This is a genomic window from Streptomyces sp. NPDC093795, from assembly GCF_044764665.1.
Taxonomy (GTDB): domain Bacteria; phylum Actinomycetota; class Actinomycetes; order Streptomycetales; family Streptomycetaceae; genus Streptomyces.
In genome coordinates, this window is sequence record NZ_JBIWIO010000004.1 from 216,546 (window position 1) to 235,164 (window position 18,619).

5 protein-coding genes are annotated in these 18,619 nt (G+C 73.0%); 1 reads left to right on the forward strand and 4 read right to left on the reverse strand.

The window, feature by feature from the left end; genetic code table 11:
• Window positions 1-29: 29 nt before the first annotated feature.
• From ACIRB7_RS13240 to ACIRB7_RS13255, 4 genes are all read right to left on the reverse strand, one after another.
• Window positions 30-239 (reverse strand): MbtH family protein, encoded by a 210-nt coding sequence (locus ACIRB7_RS13240; protein ID WP_189830048.1) that lies wholly within the window; start codon window positions 237-239, stop codon window positions 30-32.
• Window positions 236-14,734 (reverse strand): amino acid adenylation domain-containing protein, encoded by a 14,499-nt coding sequence (locus ACIRB7_RS13245; RefSeq protein ID WP_403596721.1) that lies wholly within the window; start codon window positions 14,732-14,734, stop codon window positions 236-238. Before ACIRB7_RS13245 ends, ACIRB7_RS13240 begins: the two co-directional genes overlap by 4 nt.
• A gap of 146 nt (window positions 14,735-14,880) precedes the next feature.
• A complete protein-coding gene (locus ACIRB7_RS13250; RefSeq protein ID WP_403596724.1) occupies window positions 14,881-15,939 on the reverse strand; it encodes an iron-siderophore ABC transporter substrate-binding protein in 1,059 nt (352 codons plus the stop codon).
• A gap of 103 nt (window positions 15,940-16,042) precedes the next feature.
• Window positions 16,043-17,416, reverse strand: a complete 1,374-nt coding sequence (locus ACIRB7_RS13255; RefSeq protein ID WP_403596727.1) for a lysine N(6)-hydroxylase/L-ornithine N(5)-oxygenase family protein — start codon at window positions 17,414-17,416, stop codon at window positions 16,043-16,045.
• Between the two features lie 239 nt (window positions 17,417-17,655).
• Between ACIRB7_RS13255 and ACIRB7_RS13260 the strand changes: the two genes are divergently transcribed.
• Window positions 17,656-18,603, forward strand: a complete 948-nt coding sequence (locus ACIRB7_RS13260) for a methionyl-tRNA formyltransferase (RefSeq protein WP_403596730.1) — start codon at window positions 17,656-17,658, stop codon at window positions 18,601-18,603.
• Window positions 18,604-18,619: the final 16 nt, after the last annotated feature.

Sequence of the window (18,619 nt, forward strand, 5' to 3'; positions counted from 1 at the left end):
GCCGCCCCCTTCGGCTGTCCGCCGGTGGGTCAGTCCTGCACGGCGATGAGGCTCGCCGGGCGCAGGTCGGTCCAGTGGGACTCCACATAGGCCAGGCAGCCCTCGCGGGTGTCCTCGCCGAACACGGTCCGCCAGCCGGCGGGGACCTCGGCGAAGGAGGGCCACAGCGAGTGCTGGTTCTCGTCGTTGACCAGAACCAGGAAGCGGCCCTGCGGGTCCTCGAACGGGTTGGTGCTCATGCGTTCTCACTCCTCTTGTGTGTCACGTGTGTCACGTGTGTCACGTGTGTCACGCCGAACAGCTGGGACAGGGGCTGTGCGGAGTCGGCTGTCACGGTGCGCAGCAGGGTCTGGAGTTCCTCGGCGAGCCGGCGGGCCTTCGCCGCGCCGAGCCGGTCCGTCGCGTGGACGAGCGCGCAGTGCACGGGCCCTTCGCCACGGGGCTCGTGGAAGCCGAGGGTCAGGTCCGCCCGCGTCGATCCGGTGGGTAGGGCCTGGAGCGCGCCCACACCGCCCTCGAGTCGCTCCAGGTCCGCCTGCTCGTGGTGGACGACCATCACCTGCGGGCCCTCCGGCCGCAGCCCGGCCGCCCGGACCACCTCGTCGAAGGGCACCTCCTGCCGGTCCAGGGCGCTCAGCGTGGTCTCCCGTACCCGGGTCAGGAGCTGGGCGAAGGTCGGGTCACCGGCGGTGTCGGTGCGCAGCAGGACCGTGTTGAGGAAGCAGCCGACGAGCTCGGTGAGCTGCTCGTCGTCGCGGCCGGCGACCATCGTGCCGATGGGCAGGTCGGTGCCGGCGCCGTGGGCGGTGAGCAGCGCCGCGAGGGCCGCGTGCAGCACCATGAACATGCTGGTGCCGGTGGTGCGTGCCAGCCGGTCCACGTCGGCGTGGAGCCGCTCGTCGAGGACGAACTCGACGACTCCCGCCGCCCGGCGGCCGCCGTGGGTAGCGGCGGTCGTCCCGGCAGTACCGGTCGTCCCGGCCTCCGCCGGCAGGGCGAGCTCGCGCGGCGCGTCCTTGAGCGTCCGCTGCCAGTACGCGAGTTGGCGGCCACCCCGGCTGTCGGGGTCGGTGAGGTCGCCGAGGACCTCGCGCGCCCAGCGGGCGTAGTCGCTGTACGTGACCGGGAGCGGTCGCCAGTCGGGTGCCCGGCCGACCGTGCGGGCGCCGTACGCCGTGGTGAGGTCGCGGAAGAGCGGGACGACCGACCACTCGTCGACCGCCAGGTAGTGCGGGGTGAGCAGGACCGCCTGGGCGCCGTCGGGGCCGGTGAGCAGCCGGGCCCTGAGGGGGGCCTCCGTCTCCAGGTCCGGTGCGGAGGCGGCGAGTTCGGCCAGACGGGCGTCCAGGTCCGCGCACTCCTCCACGGCCAGGACCGGGGCGTCGACGGGCCGGCGGACCAGCTCCCCGTCGTGTTCGGCGAATGCGGTGCGGAGCGGTTCGTGGCGGGTGGTCACGTCGGCGAGCGCCGCCGCGAGCGCGCCGGCGTCGAGGCCGCCGGGCGAGCGCAGGACCAGGGCGTGGTCGAAGCCGGGGCTCCGCCGGTACGCCTGCCACTGCCAGCCCTGGACCGGGGCCGCCGGCAGGTCGGCGCCGTCGGCGGCCGGGCGGTCGGCGGCCCGGCCTTCGGCGGCGCGCAGTGCCGGCCGGGCGGCGGAGGCGCCGTCCAGCTTGCCCGCGATGCCGGCGACGGTCAGCGCGTCGAAGACGTCGCGGATGCTCAGCTCGACACCGAACTCGGCGCGGATACGCCCGAGGAGTCGCATGGAGGCCATGGAGTGGCCGCCGAGGGCGAAGAAGCTGTCGTGCACGCCGACGCCGTCGAGCTTGAGGATCTCGCAGAACAGTTCGGCGATCCGCGCCTGGGTCTCCGTCGCGGGTCGTGCGTCGCCGGTCATGGCGGACCAGTCGGGCGCGGGCAGCGCCTTGTGGTCGAGCTTGCCGTTCGGCGTGAGCGGCAGCGGGCCGTCGAGCGGGACGACGAGGGCGGGGACCATGTACTCGGGGAGCAGCGCGGCGACGTGGGCACGCAGCTCCTGCGGGTCGAGGTGCGCCTGCGGGCCCGTACCCGGCTCGGGTACCGCGTAGCCGACGAGGCGGACGATGTCGCCGTCGCGGTCGGGCAGTACGGCGGCCTGGGCGACCGACGGGTGCCCCGCGAGGGCGGCCTCGATCTCGCCCAGTTCGATGCGGAAACCGCGGATCTTCACCTGGGTGTCGACCCGGCCGAGGAAGTCGAGGTTCCCGTCGGCGCGCCAGCGGGCGCGGTCGCCGGTGCGGTACATGCGGCCGCCGGGTGCGCCGTACGGGTCGGCGACGAACCGCTGCGCGCTGAGCCCTGCCTGGCCGAGGTAGCCGCGGGCGAGGCCGCGCCCGGCCACGTACAGCTCGCCGACCACGCCGGGCGGCACGGGGCGCAGGTGCTCGTCGAGGACGTAGCAGCGGGTGTTGGGGTCCGGGCGGCCGATCGGCACCCGGCCGGTGGGGCGGCCGCCGTGCTCGCGGGCCGGCCACAGGGTGGAGTTGACGGTCGCCTCGGTGAGTCCGTACGCGCAGATCAGGTTCGCCGTGGCGCCGAAGCGTTCGAAGAGGTCCGGCGGCACGGTCTCGGTGCCGACGAGGACGGTCGATCCCTCGGGCAGTCGGCATCCGGCGGGCAGCGCCGACACCAGGGACGGCGGCAGGATCATATGAGTGATCCGCTGGTCGGCCAGGAAGTCGGTGAGGGCCGGTCCTGCGACGCGGGCCTCGTCGGTGATGAGGACGAGCCGTCCGCCGTGGCAGAGCGCCATGGCGAGTTCGAAGACGAAGACGTCGAAGCCGATGGACGCGAACTGGAGGACGTGGCTGTCGTGCGCGAGGCCCATCCGGTCGACGGCGGTGGCGACGAGGCTGGCGATGCCCTCGTGCGGGACGACGACGCCCTTGGGGCGGCCGGTGGAGCCGGAGGTGTAGATGACGTACGCGGCCTGGTCGAGCCCGGCCGGGCCGCCGGGCGGGGGCGTCCCGGGCAGTGCGTCGAGGGCGGCGGCCGTGTCGGGGGCGTCGAGCAGGAGTACGGGGACGCCGGGCACGTCCGGGATCTTGCCGGCGACGGGTTCGGTCCCGACGACGACGGCCGCGCCCGAGTTCTCGATCATGTAGCCGAGGCGGTCGCCCGGGTGGACGAGGTCGAGCGGCAAGAACGCGGCGCCCAGCTTCAGGGCGGCGAGGACCGTGGCGACCATGTCCACCGATCGCGGCACGGCCACGCCGACGACGCTCTCGGCGCCGACCCCGCGGGCGGCGAGCAGCCGGGCGAGGCGGTTGGCGCGGGCGTCGAGCTGGGCGTACGTCACCGAGCGGGAGCGGTCGACGACGGCGATCGCGTCGGGGCGCTCGGCGACCCGGCGGGCGAAGAGCGCCGGCAGGGTCTCCTCGTCGACGTCGCGGGGCGCCCCGTTGAAGCCTTCGAGGACGAGCCGCTGTTCCCCGTCGGTGAGGATCACGGCCTGGGACAGCGGCTGGTCGGGGGCCGCGACGAGGGCTTCGACGAGCCTGCGGAGTCGGTCGCCGATGCGCTCGGCGGTCTCCTGGTCGAAGAGTTCGGTGGAGAACTCCAGGCGGCAGCCGAGCGAGTCGCCCGAGCCGTCGGCGGTGGTGTGCTCGGTGAAGCTGAACACGAGGTCGAACTTGGCGGTGCCGATCCGGTGCGGCAGGTAGGCGGCCCGGAGTCCGGGCAGGCGCAGGGTGTCGTCCGTACGGGTGTGGTGGCCGACCATGACCTGGAACAGCGGGTTCCGGGAGAGGGAGCGGGTCGGGTTGAGCTTCTCCACGACCGCTTCGAACGGCACGTCCGCGTGGGAGAAGGCGGCGAGGTCGGTCGCGCGGACCCGGGCGAGGAGCTCGGTGAAGCTGGGGTCGCCGCCGAGGTCGGTGCGGAGGACAAGCGTGTTGACGAAGAAGCCGACGAGATCGTCCAGGGCTTCGTCGCCGCGGCCGGCGATGGGCGCGCCGAGGGGGATGTCGGTGCCCGCGCCGAGGCGGTGGAGGAGGGCGGCGACGGCCGCGTGGACCACCATGAACATACTGGCGCCGGTGTCCCGTGCGAGCCGCCTGAGGCCCTCGTGGACGGTGGGGTCGAAGGCGATGTCGGTCTCGGCGCCGGTGAACGCCGGGCGGGCGGGCCGGGGCCGGTCGGTGGGCAGGTCGAGTTCCTCGGGGGCGCCGGCCAGGGCCGTCCGCCAGTGCTCCAGCTGCCGGGCGGCGAGGCTCGCCGGGTCGGCGGGGTCGCCGAGGAGCCGCTGCTGCCAGAGGGCGTAGTCGGCGTACTGGACGGGCAGCGGCTCCCAGTGGGGTGCGGCGCCGCCGAGTCGGGGCGTGTAGGCGGTGGTCAGGTCGCGCAGGAAGGGGCGGTCGGACCACTCGTCGGTGGTGATGTGGTGGAGCAGCAGCACGACGACGTGCTCGTCGGGCGCCACCTCCACGACGGTGGCGCGGATCGGCAGTTCGGCGGCGAGGTCGAAGGGCCGCTGGACGGCGGCGTCCACGATGCCGGGGACCTCGTCCTCGGTGGCGCGCAGGTGTTCCACGAACGGCGCGGCCGAGCCGGCGGGCAGGATCCGCTGGTACGCCTGCCCGTCGCGCTCGGTGAACAGCGTGCGCAGTGCCTCGTGGCGGTCGGTCACGTCGGCGAGGGCGGCCCGCCAGGCCTCCCCGTCGAAGGTGCCGCGCAGCCGCATGACGAGGGGGAAGTTGTAGGCGGCGGAGGTGCACTCGATCTGCTGGATCACCCAGAGACGCTGCTGGGCGTGGGAGAGCGGCAGCTCGTCGGGGCGTTCGGCCGCGACGAGCGCCGGGCGGGCGGAGCCGCGTGAGGCGGTCGCGCGTTCCACGAGTTCGGCGACGGTGGGCGCCTCGAACAGGTCACGGATCGCGAGCTCGGCGTCGAGCGCGGTACGGGCCCGGCTGACGAGCCGGGTGGCGAGGAGCGAGTGGCCGCCGAGGTCGAAGAAGTCGCTGTCGATGCCGACGCTGCCCTGGGCCAGGCCGAGGACCTCCGCGAAGAGCCCGCACAAGGTCTCTTCCCGCGGGGTGCGGGGGGCGCGGCCCGCGCCCGTGCCGGTGAGGTCGGGGGCGGGCAGGGCCTTGACGTCCAGCTTGCCGTTGACGGTCAGGGGGAGGGTGGGGACGGTGACGAGGGCGGCCGGGACCATGTAGTCGGGGAGCAGGGACTTGAGGTGGTCGCGGAGGCGCTGGACGAGCGCGTCGTCGGGCTCGGCGGTCTCCTCCCGTACGAGCGCGGTCTCTTCCCGTACAAGCGCGGCCTCCTCCCGTACGAGCGCGGCCTCCTCCCGTACGACGTAGCCGACGAGGCGCTTGGTGCCCGCGGTCTCGTGGACGACGACGGCGGCGTGGGCGACCTCGGGGTGCGCGGACAGGGCCGTGGAGATCTCGCCGAGTTCGATGCGGTAGCCGCGGATCTTGACCTGGTCGTCGGTGCGGCCGAGGAAGTCGAGGAGGCCGTCGGGGCGCTGCCGTACGAGGTCGCCGGTGCGGTACATGCGCTCGCCGGGCGCGCCGAAGGGGTCGGCCACGAAGCGTTCCGCGGTCGTCCCGGCCCGGTCGTGGTAGCCGCGGGCGAGGCCGGTGCCGGCGATGTACAGCTCGCCGGGGCAGCCGGGCGGGACGGGCCTGAGCATGGCGTCGAGGACGTGGGCGCGGGTGTTGCGGATGGGCCTGCCGACGGTGGGTGTGGCGCTCTCGGTGGTGGAGCCGCCGAGCGTGTTGATCGTGTACTCGGTGGGGCCGTAGAGGTTGTAGCCGTACGTGCCCTCGGTGTCGCGCAGCTCGGTCCAGACCGTGTCGGACACGGCCTCGCCGCCGAGCAGGACGAGGGCGGGCCGGTGCTTCCCGGCGGACTCGTCCTGGTCGAGGAGGCCCTGCTCGATGAGGAGTTGGGCGTAGGTGGGCGTCACGTTGACCACGTCGACGCGGTGGGCGTCGCAGTAGGCGACGAGTGCTTCGGCGTCGCGGCGGAGGTCCTCGTCGCAGACGTGGACCTCATGGCCCTCGACGAGCCAGAGCAGTTCCTCCCACGACATGTCGAAGGCGAAGGAGACGGTGTGCGCGATGCGCAGGCGCCGGCCGCCGGCGGAGGCGATGGCCGGGTCGAAGATCTCCCTCTGGTGGTTGAGCTGCATGTTCGTCAGTCCCCGGTAGGGGGTGACGACGCCCTTGGGGCGGCCGGTGGAGCCGGAGGTGTAGATGACGTACGCCGGGAACTCCAGGCGGTCCGGCACCCCGTGGGCGAACGCGGGCCGTTCGGCGTCGCTGATCCCGTCGCCGGACAGCGCGGCGAGTTCGGCGAGCACGGCCTCGTCGTCGAGGAGGAGTTCGGGGGCGACGGGGTCGTCCTCGCGTCGCAGCGTGGGGGCGACGGCGGTCGTGGAGACGAGGCAGAGCGGTCCCGTGTCCTCGGCCATGAGCCGCAGCCGGTCGGCGGGGTGGTCGAGGTCGAGCGGCAGGTACGCGGCGCCGGTCCGCAGGACGGCGAAGAGGGCGGCGACCATGTCGATGGACCGGGGCAGCGCGAGCGCCACGACCTTCTCGGGTCCCGCGCCCCGGGCGAGCAGCAGCCGGGCGAGCCGGTTGACGTGCGCGTCGAGTTCGGCGTACGTGAGGGCGCGGTCGCCGAAGACGAGGGCGACCGCGTCGGGGGTACGGGCGACCTGGGCGGTCAGCATGTCGGCGACGGTCTCGTCCGGCACCGGCTCGCGGGTGGCCTCCCGGCCGGTGGCCAGGGCGGCGCGTTCGGCGGGGAGCAGCAGGTCGACGCCGACGGTCCGGGCGGTGCCGGCGGCCGGTCCGTCGAGTGCTTCGCCGAGCCGGTCGAGGACCGTGGTGAAGCGGGTGAGGATGGTGGTGGCGGCCTCGGCGTCGAAGAGGTCGGGCCTGGCCGCCAGGGTGATCCGCAGCCGGGTTCCGGGCGTGACGATGAGCGTGAGCGGGAAGTGGGTGCCGTCCACGTTGGACACGCCGGTGATGCCGTGCCGCTCGCGCAGCGCCGCGGCCCGGTCCTCGCCGTCGGCCGAGCGGAGCACGAAGAGGGTGTCGAAGAGCCTGCGGTGGCCGGACTCCTGCTGGAGGGTGCCGAGGCCCACGTACTCGTACGGCATGACGGCCGCCCGCTCGGACTGCATCCGGCGCAGCAGGTCGAGCAGGGGCTCGTCGGGGGCGAAGGCGACCCGGGCGGGGATCGTGTTCAGGAACATGCCGATGATGCCGGCGACGTTCGGGACGTCCGCCGGGCGGCCCGCGACCGCCGTGCCGAAGGCGACGTCGCCACGGCCGGTCATCGCCGAGAGGACGAGGGCCCAGGCCGCGTTGAGGACGGTGTTCACGGTGAGTCCGTGCCGGCGGGCGGCGGCCCGCAGCCGGTCGCCGGCCTCCTGGCTGAGGAGGGCGTCGAAGTCCACCGGGATGACCGGGCCGGTGTCGCGGCCGGTCGGGGCGAGCAGCGTCGGCTCGTCGAAGCCGGCGAGCGCCCCGCGCCAGGCGTCGAGCGCGACTGTCGTGTCCTGCGCGTCCAGCCAGGCGAGGTGGTCGCGGTACGAGCCGGGCAGCGGCAGGCCCGTGGGGTCGCCGGCCCGCTCGTACAGGGTGAACAGCTCCTCCAGGAACAGCCAGGCGGACCAGCCGTCCCAGAGGATGAGGTGGTGGGTGACGACGAGCCGGTCACGGCCGTCGCCGAGCCGGATGAGGAGCAGGCGGCAGAGCGGCGCGGCGGACAGGTCGAAGCGCTGCCTGCGGTCGGCGGCGAGCAGTTCCTCGGTGCGGGTCCGCTGCTCGTCGGCGGGGAGTGCGGAGAGGTCGGCCTCGACGAGGGGGATCTCGGCGCCGTCGACGATGAACTGCACGGGGCGGGGCAGGCCGTCGCTGGTGAACCCGGCGCGCAGCCCGGTGTTGCGGTCGAGGAGGGTGCGGCAGGCGGCGCGCAGCCGGTCGGCGTCGATCCGGCGGTCGAGGTCCAGGGTCTCCTGGGACTGGTAGACGTCGAGTGCGTCACCGGCGTCGTAGGTGGCGTGGAAGTACATGCCCTCCTGGAGCGGGGAGAGCGGCCAGATGTCCGCGACGGGGAGCCCGGCGGCGGCGTGGACGCGCGCGGTCTCCTCGAGGGTGAGGTCCGGCCCGCCCAGGGGGGCGGGGAGTTCGGATGCCGGCTGCGGGGTCGGCGGCGCGGCGGCGGTCAGCTGGTCCAGCAGGGCCTTCAGGGCGGGGTCGACGGCGGCGCCCGACTGCTGCTGGAGCGCGAGGACGGCCTGGAGGGCGGCGGCGGCCTGCCCGGCGTCGGAGGCGGAGACGGTCACTCCGTCTGGGTGCACGGGTACCTCGGGGGTGTCGGACGGGTCGGGTGTACGGAGAGTCGGGGAGTCCCCGTCGGTGCGGCTCGCGGCGGCCGCGAGCGCGGCCGGGGTGCGGTACTCGAACACGTCGCGGGGGCTGAGCGTCAGCCCCTTCTCACGCGCGCGCGTGGCGACGGTGATCGAGCTGAGGCTGTCGCCGCCGAGCATGAAGAAGTCGTCGTCGACGCCCGTCCCCGGCACGCCGAGGACATCGTCGAAGATCGCGCACAGGGCGTGCTCGCGCGCGTCGCGGGGCGCGCGGCCGCCGCCCGTCCGGGGGGCGGCCTCCGGGGCGGGCAGGGCGTTCTGGTCGAGCTTGCCGCTGGGGGTCAGCGGCAGTTCGGCGAGGACGACGACGGCACTCGGCACCATGGCGGCGGGCAGCGCTTCGGTGAGCGCGCTGTGCAGCGCCTCGGTCGTGGGCGCGGCGCCGGGGGCGGGGACGGCGTAGCCGACGAGGGCGCCCTCGCGGACGACGACGGCCGCGCGGATCACGCCGGGGAGCGCGGCGAGGGCGGCCTCGATCTCGCCCAGCTCCACGCGGTTGCCTCGGATCTTGACCTGGCGGTCGGTACGGCCGAGGTACTCGACGGCGCCGTCGGCGCGGCGGCGCACGAGGTCGCCGGTGCGGTACATCCTCTCCCCCGGCGCCCCGGACGGATCGGCCACGAACCGCTCGGCGGTCAGCCCCGGCCGGTCGTGGTAGGCGCGGGCCAGCTGGACTCCGGCGAGGTACAGCTCGCCCGGCACCCCGTCCGGGACGGGGCGGAGGAACGGGTCCAGTACGTGCAGCCGGGTGTTCCACACGGGCCGGCCGATCGGCACGGCCGGCTCGTCGCCGCCCTCGTACGGGAAGAACGTGACGTCGACGGCGGCCTCGGTGGGGCCGTACAGGTTGTGCAGCGGTACGGGGGTGCTCCGGGAGCGGGAGGTCAGCTCCCACCAGCGCCGGGCGTCGGCGCCACTGAGCGCCTCGCCGCTGCAGAAGACCCGGCGGAGACGCGCCGCCCAGTCGGGCGCGGTGGCGTGCGCGGCCTCCATGACCTGGACGAACGCGGCCAGCATCGACGGCACGAAGTGCGCCGTGGTGATGCGGCCGTCGGCCATCAGACGGGCCAGATAGGCCGGGTCGCGGTGGCCGTCGGGACGGGCGAGGACGACGGTCGCGCCCTCGGTCAGCGCCCAGAAGAACTCCCACACCGACACGTCGAAGCTGGACGGCGTCTTCTGGAGGACCCGGTCGTCGGCGGTCAGCCCGTACGCGCTCTGCATCCAGGCGAGCCGGTTCACGACGGCCCGGTGGGTGACGGCGACGCCCTTGGGGCGGCCGGTGGAGCCGGAGGTGTAGATGAGGTACGCGGGGTGGTCGGGGCGGGCGGCCCGTACGGGCATGGCGGGAGCGGTGGTCTCGGGCTCCTCCGCGCCGACGACGAGGTGCTCCAGGTCGGGCACGTCGGGCAGCCGCCCGGCGGCCTCGGCGGTCGTCACGACGAGGCGCGCGCCGGAGTCGGCGAGCATGAACGCCACCCGGTCGGCGGGGTAGTCGAGGTCGACCGGGAGGTAGGCGGCGCCGGCCTTGAGGACGCCGAGCAGCGCGACCATCAGTTCGGCCGAACGCGGGACGGCGACGGCGACGTACTGTTCCGGCCCTGCGCCGCGTGCCCGGAGTCGTCGGGCCAGGGCCTCGGCCCTGCGGTCGAGTTCGGCGTAGTCGAGGGTGGTGTCCTCGAAGACGACGGCCGGGGCGTCGGGGGTACGGGCCACCCACGCGGCGAAGAGGGAGGCGAGGGTCGTGTCGGGAACCGGGTGCGCGGTGGCGTTGAGTTCGGTGAGGTGCTCGCGCTCGCGGGCGGACAGCAGGTCGGTGCGGGCGACGGCGCGCTCGGGTTCGGCGACCACGGTCCGCAGCAGGGCCGTGAACCGGTTGGCGAGGACGGCCACCGTCACCTGGTCGAGGCGGGCCGCGTCGTGCTTGAACCGCAGCAGCAGACCGGTGTCGGCGGGCTCGACGACGAGCGCGAGCGGGTAGTGCACGGCGTCGAGGACCTCGGCGCCGGTGACGAGAGGGTCGGTGGCGGACGGGTCGGTGGCGGACGGGTCACCGGTCGGGTAGTTCTCGAAGACCACGAGGGTGTCGAAGAGTTCGCCGCCGCCCGCGATCCGCTGGATGTCGGCGAGCCCGAGGTGCTGGTGGTCGAGGAGGGCGGAATGCTCGTCCTGGACACGGCGGAGGAGTGCGGTGAGCGTCTCCTCGGGGCGGAGGGTCACCCGGGCGGGCACGGTGTTGATGAACAGGCCCACGGCGGAGTCCAGTCCGGGGACCTCCGTCGTCCGTCCGGACACGGTGGTGCCGAAGACGACGTCCCGACCGCCGGTGAGGCCGCCGAGCAGCAGCCCCCACAGGCCGTGGAAGACGCTGCTCAGGGTCAGACCGTGGGTCCTTGCGTAGCCGGTCAGCGCGTCGGTGAGGTCGTGGGGCAGCCGGGTGTCGACGTGCTCCGGCCGGGCTGGCGCCTGGGGAGCCCCGTCCGTGGGGAGCATGGGCAGCCGGGTGGGGCCCGCGAGTCCGTCGAGGGCCCGGCGCCAGGCCTCGCGGGCGGCGTCCCGGTCGCGGCCCGCCAGCCAGGAGAGGTACGGCTCCGGGGCCGCCGGCTCGGGCAGTTCGGCGCCCCGGTAGGCGTCGGTGAGTTCCCGCAGCAGGACGGAGACCGACCAGCCGTCGGCGATGATGTGGTGCAGCGTCAGCAGGAGCCGGTGGCGCTGTCCGTCCTTGATGAGGGTGGCGCGCAGGAGGGGTGCCCGGTCGAGGTCGAACGTTTCGGCACGGTCGGCGCTGAGGATGTCGTCCAGGCGGGCCGTGGCGGTGTCGGCCTCCCGCCACGGGAGGTCGACCCGGTCGGCGAGCCGCTGGACGACGTCGCCCCCGGGCAGCTGGCGGAACGAGGCGCGAAGCAGCGGGTGGCGGTCGAGGAGCAGCTGGAGCGCGTCGCGGAGACGGCCCGGTGCGACGGGGCCGCCGAGGTCGAGAAGCTCCTGCACGAGGTAGAGGTCCGCGGACCGGTGGTCGTACTCCGCGTGGAAGAAGAAACCTTCCTGGAGCGGCGAGACGGGCAGCGCGTCCTGGTCGAGGTCCACCGTCCGCCGTACCGGGGCGACGACGGACTCGCCGGCGGTCCTGGCGAGCGCGGCCACGGTCCGGTTCCGGAACACGTCACGCGGGGTGATCGCGAGTCCGGCCCGGCGGGCCCGGTTGACGAGCTGGATGGCGACGATGCTGTCGCCGCCCAGTTCGAAGAAACTGTCGTGGACGCCGACCTTCGGCAGGCCGAGGACCTCGGCGAACAGTGCGGCGAGTGCGGTCTCGGCGGGGGTGCTCGGGGTGTCGGTGCCGGTGAGCGACGTCCAGCGGGGCTCGGGCAGGGCCTTGGTGTCGAGCTTGCCGTTCGGGGTCAGCGGCAGCGGGCCGTCGAGCACGACGACCGCCGAGGGCACCATGTGGTCCGGCAGCGCCTCCGCCACGCGCGCGCGTGCGGCGGACACGGCGGCGGTGTCGGTGCCGGGGTCGGTGCCGGGGTCGGGGGCGGAGGCGGTGCCGAGGTCGGGGTCGGGGGCGGCGTCGGCGGCCGCGTCGGCGCTCTCCGGCACGAGATACGCGACGAGCCGCTTGACGCCCCGGTGGTCCTCGCGGGCGAGGACGGCGGCCTGGGCGATGCCCGGGCAGGCCATGAAGGCGCTCTCGATCTCGCCCGGCTCCACGCGATGGCCGCGGATCTTGATCTGGCCGTCGGCCCGTCCGAGGAACTCAAGATTGCCGTCGGCGGCCCAGCGGACCCGGTCGCCGGTCCGGTACATCCGGGTGCCGGGAGCGCCGTACGGGTCGGCGACGAACCGTTCCGAGGTCAGTCCCTCGCGGCCCAGGTAGCCGCGGGCGAGCCCGCGCCCGGCGACGTACAGCTCGCCCTCCGTACCGACGGGGACGGGCCGGAGCGCCGTGTCGAGCACGTAGGCGCGGGTGTTGGGGTCGGGTCGTCCGATGGGCGCGGGGCCGGGCCGGTCGGGGTCGGCGATCCACAGCGTGGAGTTGACGGTGGCCTCGGTGAGGCCGTACGCGACGACGACCCGGAGGCGTCCGTCCCAGCGGGCGATCAGTTCGCTGGGGACCGCTTCGGTGCCGACGACGAGCACCGCGCCCTGCGGGAGTTCGCACTCCTGGGGCAGCGCGGAGACGAGCGAGGGCGGCAGGATCATATGGGTGGCGCGGTGGCGTGCGATGTACTCGGTGAGCGCCGGGCCCGCGACGCGGCGTTCGGCGGGGACGACGATGATCCGTCCGCCGACGCACAGCGACATGATGAGGTCCCACACCGTCACGTCGAAGCCGACGGAGGCGAACTGCACGACCCTGCTCTCGGCGGTGATGCCGATGCGGTCGGTGGCGGTGGCGATGAGGCTGCCGACGCCGTCGTGCGGGACGACGACGCCCTTGGGGCGGCCCGTCGAGCCGGAGGTGTAGATGACGTACGCGGCCTGGTCGAGGCCGACCGGCGGCAGCGGCTCGGGGCCGGCCGGGGCGGCGAGGGCGTCCACGGTGGCGGGGGCGTCGAGCAGCAGCGCGGTGACGTCGGCGGACTCCGGGAGCTCGCCGGCGAGCTCGCGCACGGTGACGACCGTACGCGCCCCGGCGTCGGCCAGCATGTAGGCGAGGCGGTCCTTGGGGTGGTCCGCGTCCAGCGGCAGGTAGGCGGCGCCTGCCTTCATCACGGCGAGCAGCGCGACGACGAGTTCCGGTGAGCGGGGCAGTGCCACGCCCACCACGTCCTCGGCCCCGACGCCCCGGGAGCGGAGCAGGCGGGCGAGCCGGTCGGCGGCTTCGTCGAGTGCGGCGTACGTGAGTTCGCGGTCCTCGCAGACGAGCGCGACGGCGTCGGGGGTGCGGCGGACCTGCCGCTCGAAGGCGGCGGGCCAGGACAGCTCGGGCGCCTCGCGCGGTGCGGTGCCGAACTGGTCGAGCAGGACGGCGCGTTCGGGCCCGGAGGTCAGCTCGATGCGGCCCACGGGGCGATCGAGGTCCTCGGTGAGGGCGTGCAGCACGGCGAGGAAGTGGCGCTCGTGGTCCGCGAGCGTGGCCGCGTCGCAGACGTCGGCGTCCGCGTCGAGGTGGACGGTGAGTCCCTGGCCGCCGGGGCCCTCGGCGAAGCTGAACGCGAGGTCGCTGACCGGTCCGAGCCACTCCGGGCGCAGTGCGGCCTCGTGGTCGTCGAAGCGCAGGGTGTCGGTGCGGGGCAGGATGTTGACGGTGGGGCCGACGAGTTCCGGTACGCCGTCGGCCAGGCCGAGTTCCCTGGCGAGTTCCTCGGCGCGGTACCGGCCGTGGGCGACGGCGTCGGCGACGGTGTCGCGCACCTGGGCGACGAGGGCGGCGCCCGTGGTGCCGGGGCGGACGGTGAGGCGCAGCGGGACGATGTTGGAGACCATGCCGGGGATGTGCGCGGTGGCCTTGTCGTCGCGGGCGGCGACCGGCAGGCCGAGGACGAGGTCCTGTTCGCCGCGGGCGCGGTGCAGCTGGGCGGCGACGGCGGCGAGCAGGATCCGGGACGGCCGTACGCCCGCGCGTCCGGCGGCGGCGTCAAGGCGCTGGAGGGTCTCCGGGGTCAGCTCGGCGGTACGCCTGAGCCGGCGGGTCATGGGGGCGGCGGCCCGCTCGACGAGCCGTACGGGCTCGGTGCGGCCTGCCATGTGCTCCAGCCACCAGGCGCGGTCGGCGGCGTGCCGCTCGGAGGCGCGGTACTCGTGGTCGGCGGCGACGAGACGGGAGAGGGACCGGTCGTGGGGCGCGGGAGCCTGGTCCTGGGAGCCGGCGGCCGTGTACAGCTCGCCGACGCGACGGGTGATCAGGGCGACGCCGGCGCCGTCGATCACGATGTGGTGATACCGCTGGCACCACAGGACCCGGTCGTCCGCGAGCCGCAGCAGGGCGTGCGCGGAGAGGGGGTCCCGGGCCGGGTCGACGGGCCGGTCTCGGTCGGCGGCGATCCACGCGGCGGCGGCCTCCTCGGGGTCGGCGGCGGCCCGCAGGTCGACGACGGGGAGTGCGAAGGCGACGGTACGGGGGGTCTGGCGCGGCCCGTCGTTCCCAGGGGTGACGTTCACATGGAGGCACTCGGCCTCTTCCAGGGCGCGGCGGATGCCGGCGGTGAGGCGGTCGAGGTCGACGGCGCCTCGGAGGTGGAGCGCGAAGACGATGTTGTAGGCGGAGCTGTCCGGGTCGATCTGCTGGGCCAGCCAGATGCCGGATTGCCCGCCGGTGACGGGGAGGCCGGAGGTGTTCCGGTCCGACTCGACGTCAAACATCGTACGAAGTGGCCTTTCCCTGGGGGTGCGTGGCGGAGGCGGCCCACATGACGCCGACGGCGTGGCGAGGCTCCGCCACGCCGTCGGTCGGGTCAGCTCCTGGCTGGTGATGCGTCAGCTGGTGGCGCGTCAGCTGGTGGGCGGCGTCACTTGACGGCTGCCAGCAGCGGCACGATCTCGTCGATGGCGTACGGGATCGACAGAACGGTGTTGAAGGAGAACGCGGCGCCGATGTCCGGGTCCTGGTAGGGCACGAACAGGTCGCGCTTCTCCTGGTTGACCTTCAGCTTCTTGTAGAGCGGCTCGGCCTTGATGCGGTCGTTGGCCTCGGTGCTGGACGTCACCCAGACGAGCCGGTCGACGTCGAGGACGTTCAGCTTCTCGGCACTGAGTTCGGCGACGTTCCAGCCCGGCTTGGCCAGGGTGTCGATCTCCGGCTTCAGCTTGAAGCCGAGCTCGGAGAAGAAGATCGACTTGGGGTCGGTCTTGGTGAACGCCGAGTACTTGCCGGCCTCGAAGCTGTCGGCGACTGCGAGGGTCTTGGCGGCGAACTCGGGGTGCTTGTCGCGGACGGCCTTGAACTGGGCGTCGATGTCCGTGATCAGCTTGCCGGCCTCGGCGTCCTTGCCGAGCGCCTTGCCGATCTGCTGGGTCATCAGCTGCCACGGGGCCCCGTAGTCGGGGTGTTCCTTGGGCTGGGCGACGACCTTGGTGAACTTGGAGAGCGTGTCGTACTGCTCCTTCTTCATCCCCGAGTACTGGGCGATGACGAGGTCGGGCTTGAGGGCCGCGATCTTCTCGATGTTGTACTCGTCGCGCTCGCCGACGATCTGGGGCTGGGTGGAGCCCCACTTGTCCTTGGTCCAGGGCCACTTGCCGTACGGCTTCTCCTTGAACCAGTCCACCGCGCCGACCGGCTTGAAGCCGAGCGCGAGCACCGCGTCCTGGTCGGAGAGGCCGAGCGTGACGATCGTCTTCGGCTCCTTGTCGATCGTCGTGGAGCCGTACTTGTGCTCGACGGTGACGGGGAACGCGGCGGACTTACCGCCCCCGTCGGCCGATGCCGAGGTGGTGGCGGACGGCGACTCGGACTTCTCGGCCCCACCGCCGCAGGCGGCGAGGGCGAGTGCCGCCACCGCGAGGACAGCCACACGGGGGGCGGATCTGGCGAACCGCGCCAGAGCGGGACGTGCACCAGCGGACACGGACGTTCCTTTCGGGGATTCACAGTGCGTGCCACGCCCACCGGGTGCGAAGGGCCGCCCGGCGCGGTGGCGTTGTTGCGTGGGGGGTGGAGCGGGGGTGGCGCTATCGCGCCGTGCCGACGCCGTCGGCCATCGGCCGCACCTCATCGGCGGCGGAAGCGACGGTCGAGACCTCCGAGGCCGGGCCGCGGTCGAGGACCGAGGCGAGAATCTCGCCGACCCTGATCGCGGTGTTGGAGAGCAGCGACGACGTGATGCCGTGGGTGTGCTCCGTACCGCCCTGGAGGTAGATGCCGCAGCGCAGTTCGGGGTCGGTGGCGAGCCGGTAGTCCCGTTCGACACGGACCCGGCCCTGGTCGTCGCGGTGGCAGCGGTCGGCGACCGGGCCGAGCAGCCCGAGGGGCTCGGCAGGGCTGTATCCGGTGGCGTAGACGACGACGTCGGCGTCGAGCGCGGTCTCCTCGCCGGTGACGAGCGAGGTGACGAAGGCGCGGACCTTGTCCGGGCCGTCCTCGACTCCGGTGAGCCGGGAGATGTTGAGGAAGCGCAGCCGCTCGGTGCCGAGGACCTTCTCCTGGTACGCCTGGCGGTACAGGTCGTCGATGAGGTCGATGTCGACCACGGAGTAGTTGGTGTTCCCGTGGTAGTCCATCAGTTTGCGCTTGATGTCGTCGGGGGCCGTGAAGTACTCGTCGACGGCGTCCGGGTCGAAGATCCGGTTGGCGAAGGCGCTGTCGTCCGCGGGGCTGTACCCGTAACGGGAGAAGACGGCGCAGATCTCGGCGTCGGGGAACCGCCGGTGCAGATAGGCCACGTTCTCGGCGGCGCTCTGTCCGGCGCCGACGACGACGAACCGCTCGGGAGAGGTGCCTTCCAGGCCCTCCACCTTGGCGAGGAGGTCGGAGTTGTGCCAGACGCGGTCGCTCCGCTCGACGCCTTCCGGCATGCGCGGGCGAAGTCCCGTACCGAGAACGAGGTTTCGGGCGCGGTGGACGACCAGCTCGGAGCCGGATCGGGCCGTCACGTCGAGATATTCGACGACGCCGTCCCGCTCGACCGGGTCGACGGAGATGATCTCGTGTCCGTAGGAGACCATGTCGTCGACCTTGGACGCGGCCCACTCGAAGTAGTCGTGGAACTCGACGCGCAGCGGGAAGAGGTTCTTGTGGTTGACGAAGTCGATCAGCCTGCCCTTGCTCTGCAGGTAGCAGAGGAAGCTGTATTCGCTGGTCGGGTTGCGCAGTGTCACGAGGTCCTTGAGGAAGGACACCTGCATGGTCGCGTCGTCGATCAGCATGCCGCGGTGCCAGCCGAATCGGGGCTGGCGCTCGAAGAAGTGGGCGGTGACCGCTTCCTGCCTTCCGACACGTGCGTTGTGCTCGCTGAGCGCTATCGCCATCGCCACGTTGGACGGCCCGAAGCCGATGCCAATGAGGTCGTGGACCAGAGGTGCGTCACCAGGCGGAACCTGCGACATGTCACTCCCATCGTGCGGGAAAGAGGCTGAGGGGGACGGGGTGCCAGGCATGCCGGTGTGACGGCACGCCGACCAGAACTTAGGTAAAGCTAACCTGATCTGACGATGCTGTCGACGGGTCAAAACGGACAAGACGAAGATGGATCTTTTCAACGACCGCATAAATCAAGCCAGTTGCACCCTTAGGTAAGCCTTGCTTTACTTGCTGACGGTCAATCGCTCTTCCGAGGAGGAACCCGATGCGGGTCGTCATGTTCGGCTATCAGACCTGGGGCCATCGCACCCTCCAAGCGCTCCTGGACTCCGAACACGACGTGGTGCTCGTCGTGACGCATCCCAAGAGCGAGCACGCCTACGAGAAGATCTGGAGCGACTCCGTCGCCGACCTCGCGGCGGAGCACGGCGTCCCGGTCGTCATCCGCAACAGGCCTGACGACGAAGAGCTGTTCGCGCGGCTCAAGGAGGCCGACCCGGACATCATCGTCGCGAACAACTGGCGTACGTGGATCCCGCCGCACATCTACACGCTGCCGCGCCACGGCACCCTGAACATCCACGACTCACTGCTGCCCAAGTACGCCGGCTTCTCGCCGCTGATCTGGGCCCTCATCAACGGCGAACCCGAAGTCGGCGTCACCGCCCACATGATGGACGAGGTGCTCGACGCCGGCGACATCGTGCAGCAGCGTGCGGTCCCCGTCGGACCGAAGGACACGACGACCGACCTGTTCCACAAGACGGTCGACCTCATCGCCCCGGTCACCATCGCCGCACTCGACCAGATCGCCTCCGGGCAGGCCGAGTTCACCCCGCAGGACCGGTCCCAGGCCAGCTTCTTCCACAAGCGCGCCGACGAGGACATCCGGATCGACTGGAACTGGCCCGCCGAGGACCTGGAGCGCCTGGTCCGCGCCCAGTCCGCGCCCTACCCCAGCGCCTTCACCTTCCACCGGGGCAAGCGCCTCGAAGTCCTCTCCGCCGTGGTCTCCGAGGAGCGTTACGGCGGCACCCCCGGCCGCGTCTTCTACCGCGAGGGCGACGGAGTCGTGATCGTCGCCGGAGCCGACGCGCGCACCGGCCGCAACCACGGCCTGGCCATCACCCGCGTCCGGACGGAGGACGGCCGTGAGCTGCCCGCGACCGAGTACTTCACCTCCATGGGCGGCTACCTCACCAGCCGCCCCTGACGACCGGGGTGAGTGA

What these genes read in the sequence shown, in the direction of transcription:
- ACIRB7_RS13260 (WP_403596730.1), top strand. Translation starts at nt 17,656, where the DNA reads ATGCGGGTCGTCATGTTCGGCTATCAGACCTGGGGCCATCGCACCCTC.
- ACIRB7_RS13240 (WP_189830048.1), bottom strand. Translation starts at nt 239, where the DNA reads ATGAGCACCAACCCGTTCGAGGACCCGCAGGGCCGCTTCCTGGTTCTG.
- ACIRB7_RS13255 (WP_403596727.1), bottom strand. Translation starts at nt 17,416, where the DNA reads ATGTCGCAGGTTCCGCCTGGTGACGCACCTCTGGTCCACGACCTCATT.
- ACIRB7_RS13245 (WP_403596721.1), bottom strand. Translation starts at nt 14,734, where the DNA reads ATGTTTGACGTCGAGTCGGACCGGAACACCTCCGGCCTCCCCGTCACC.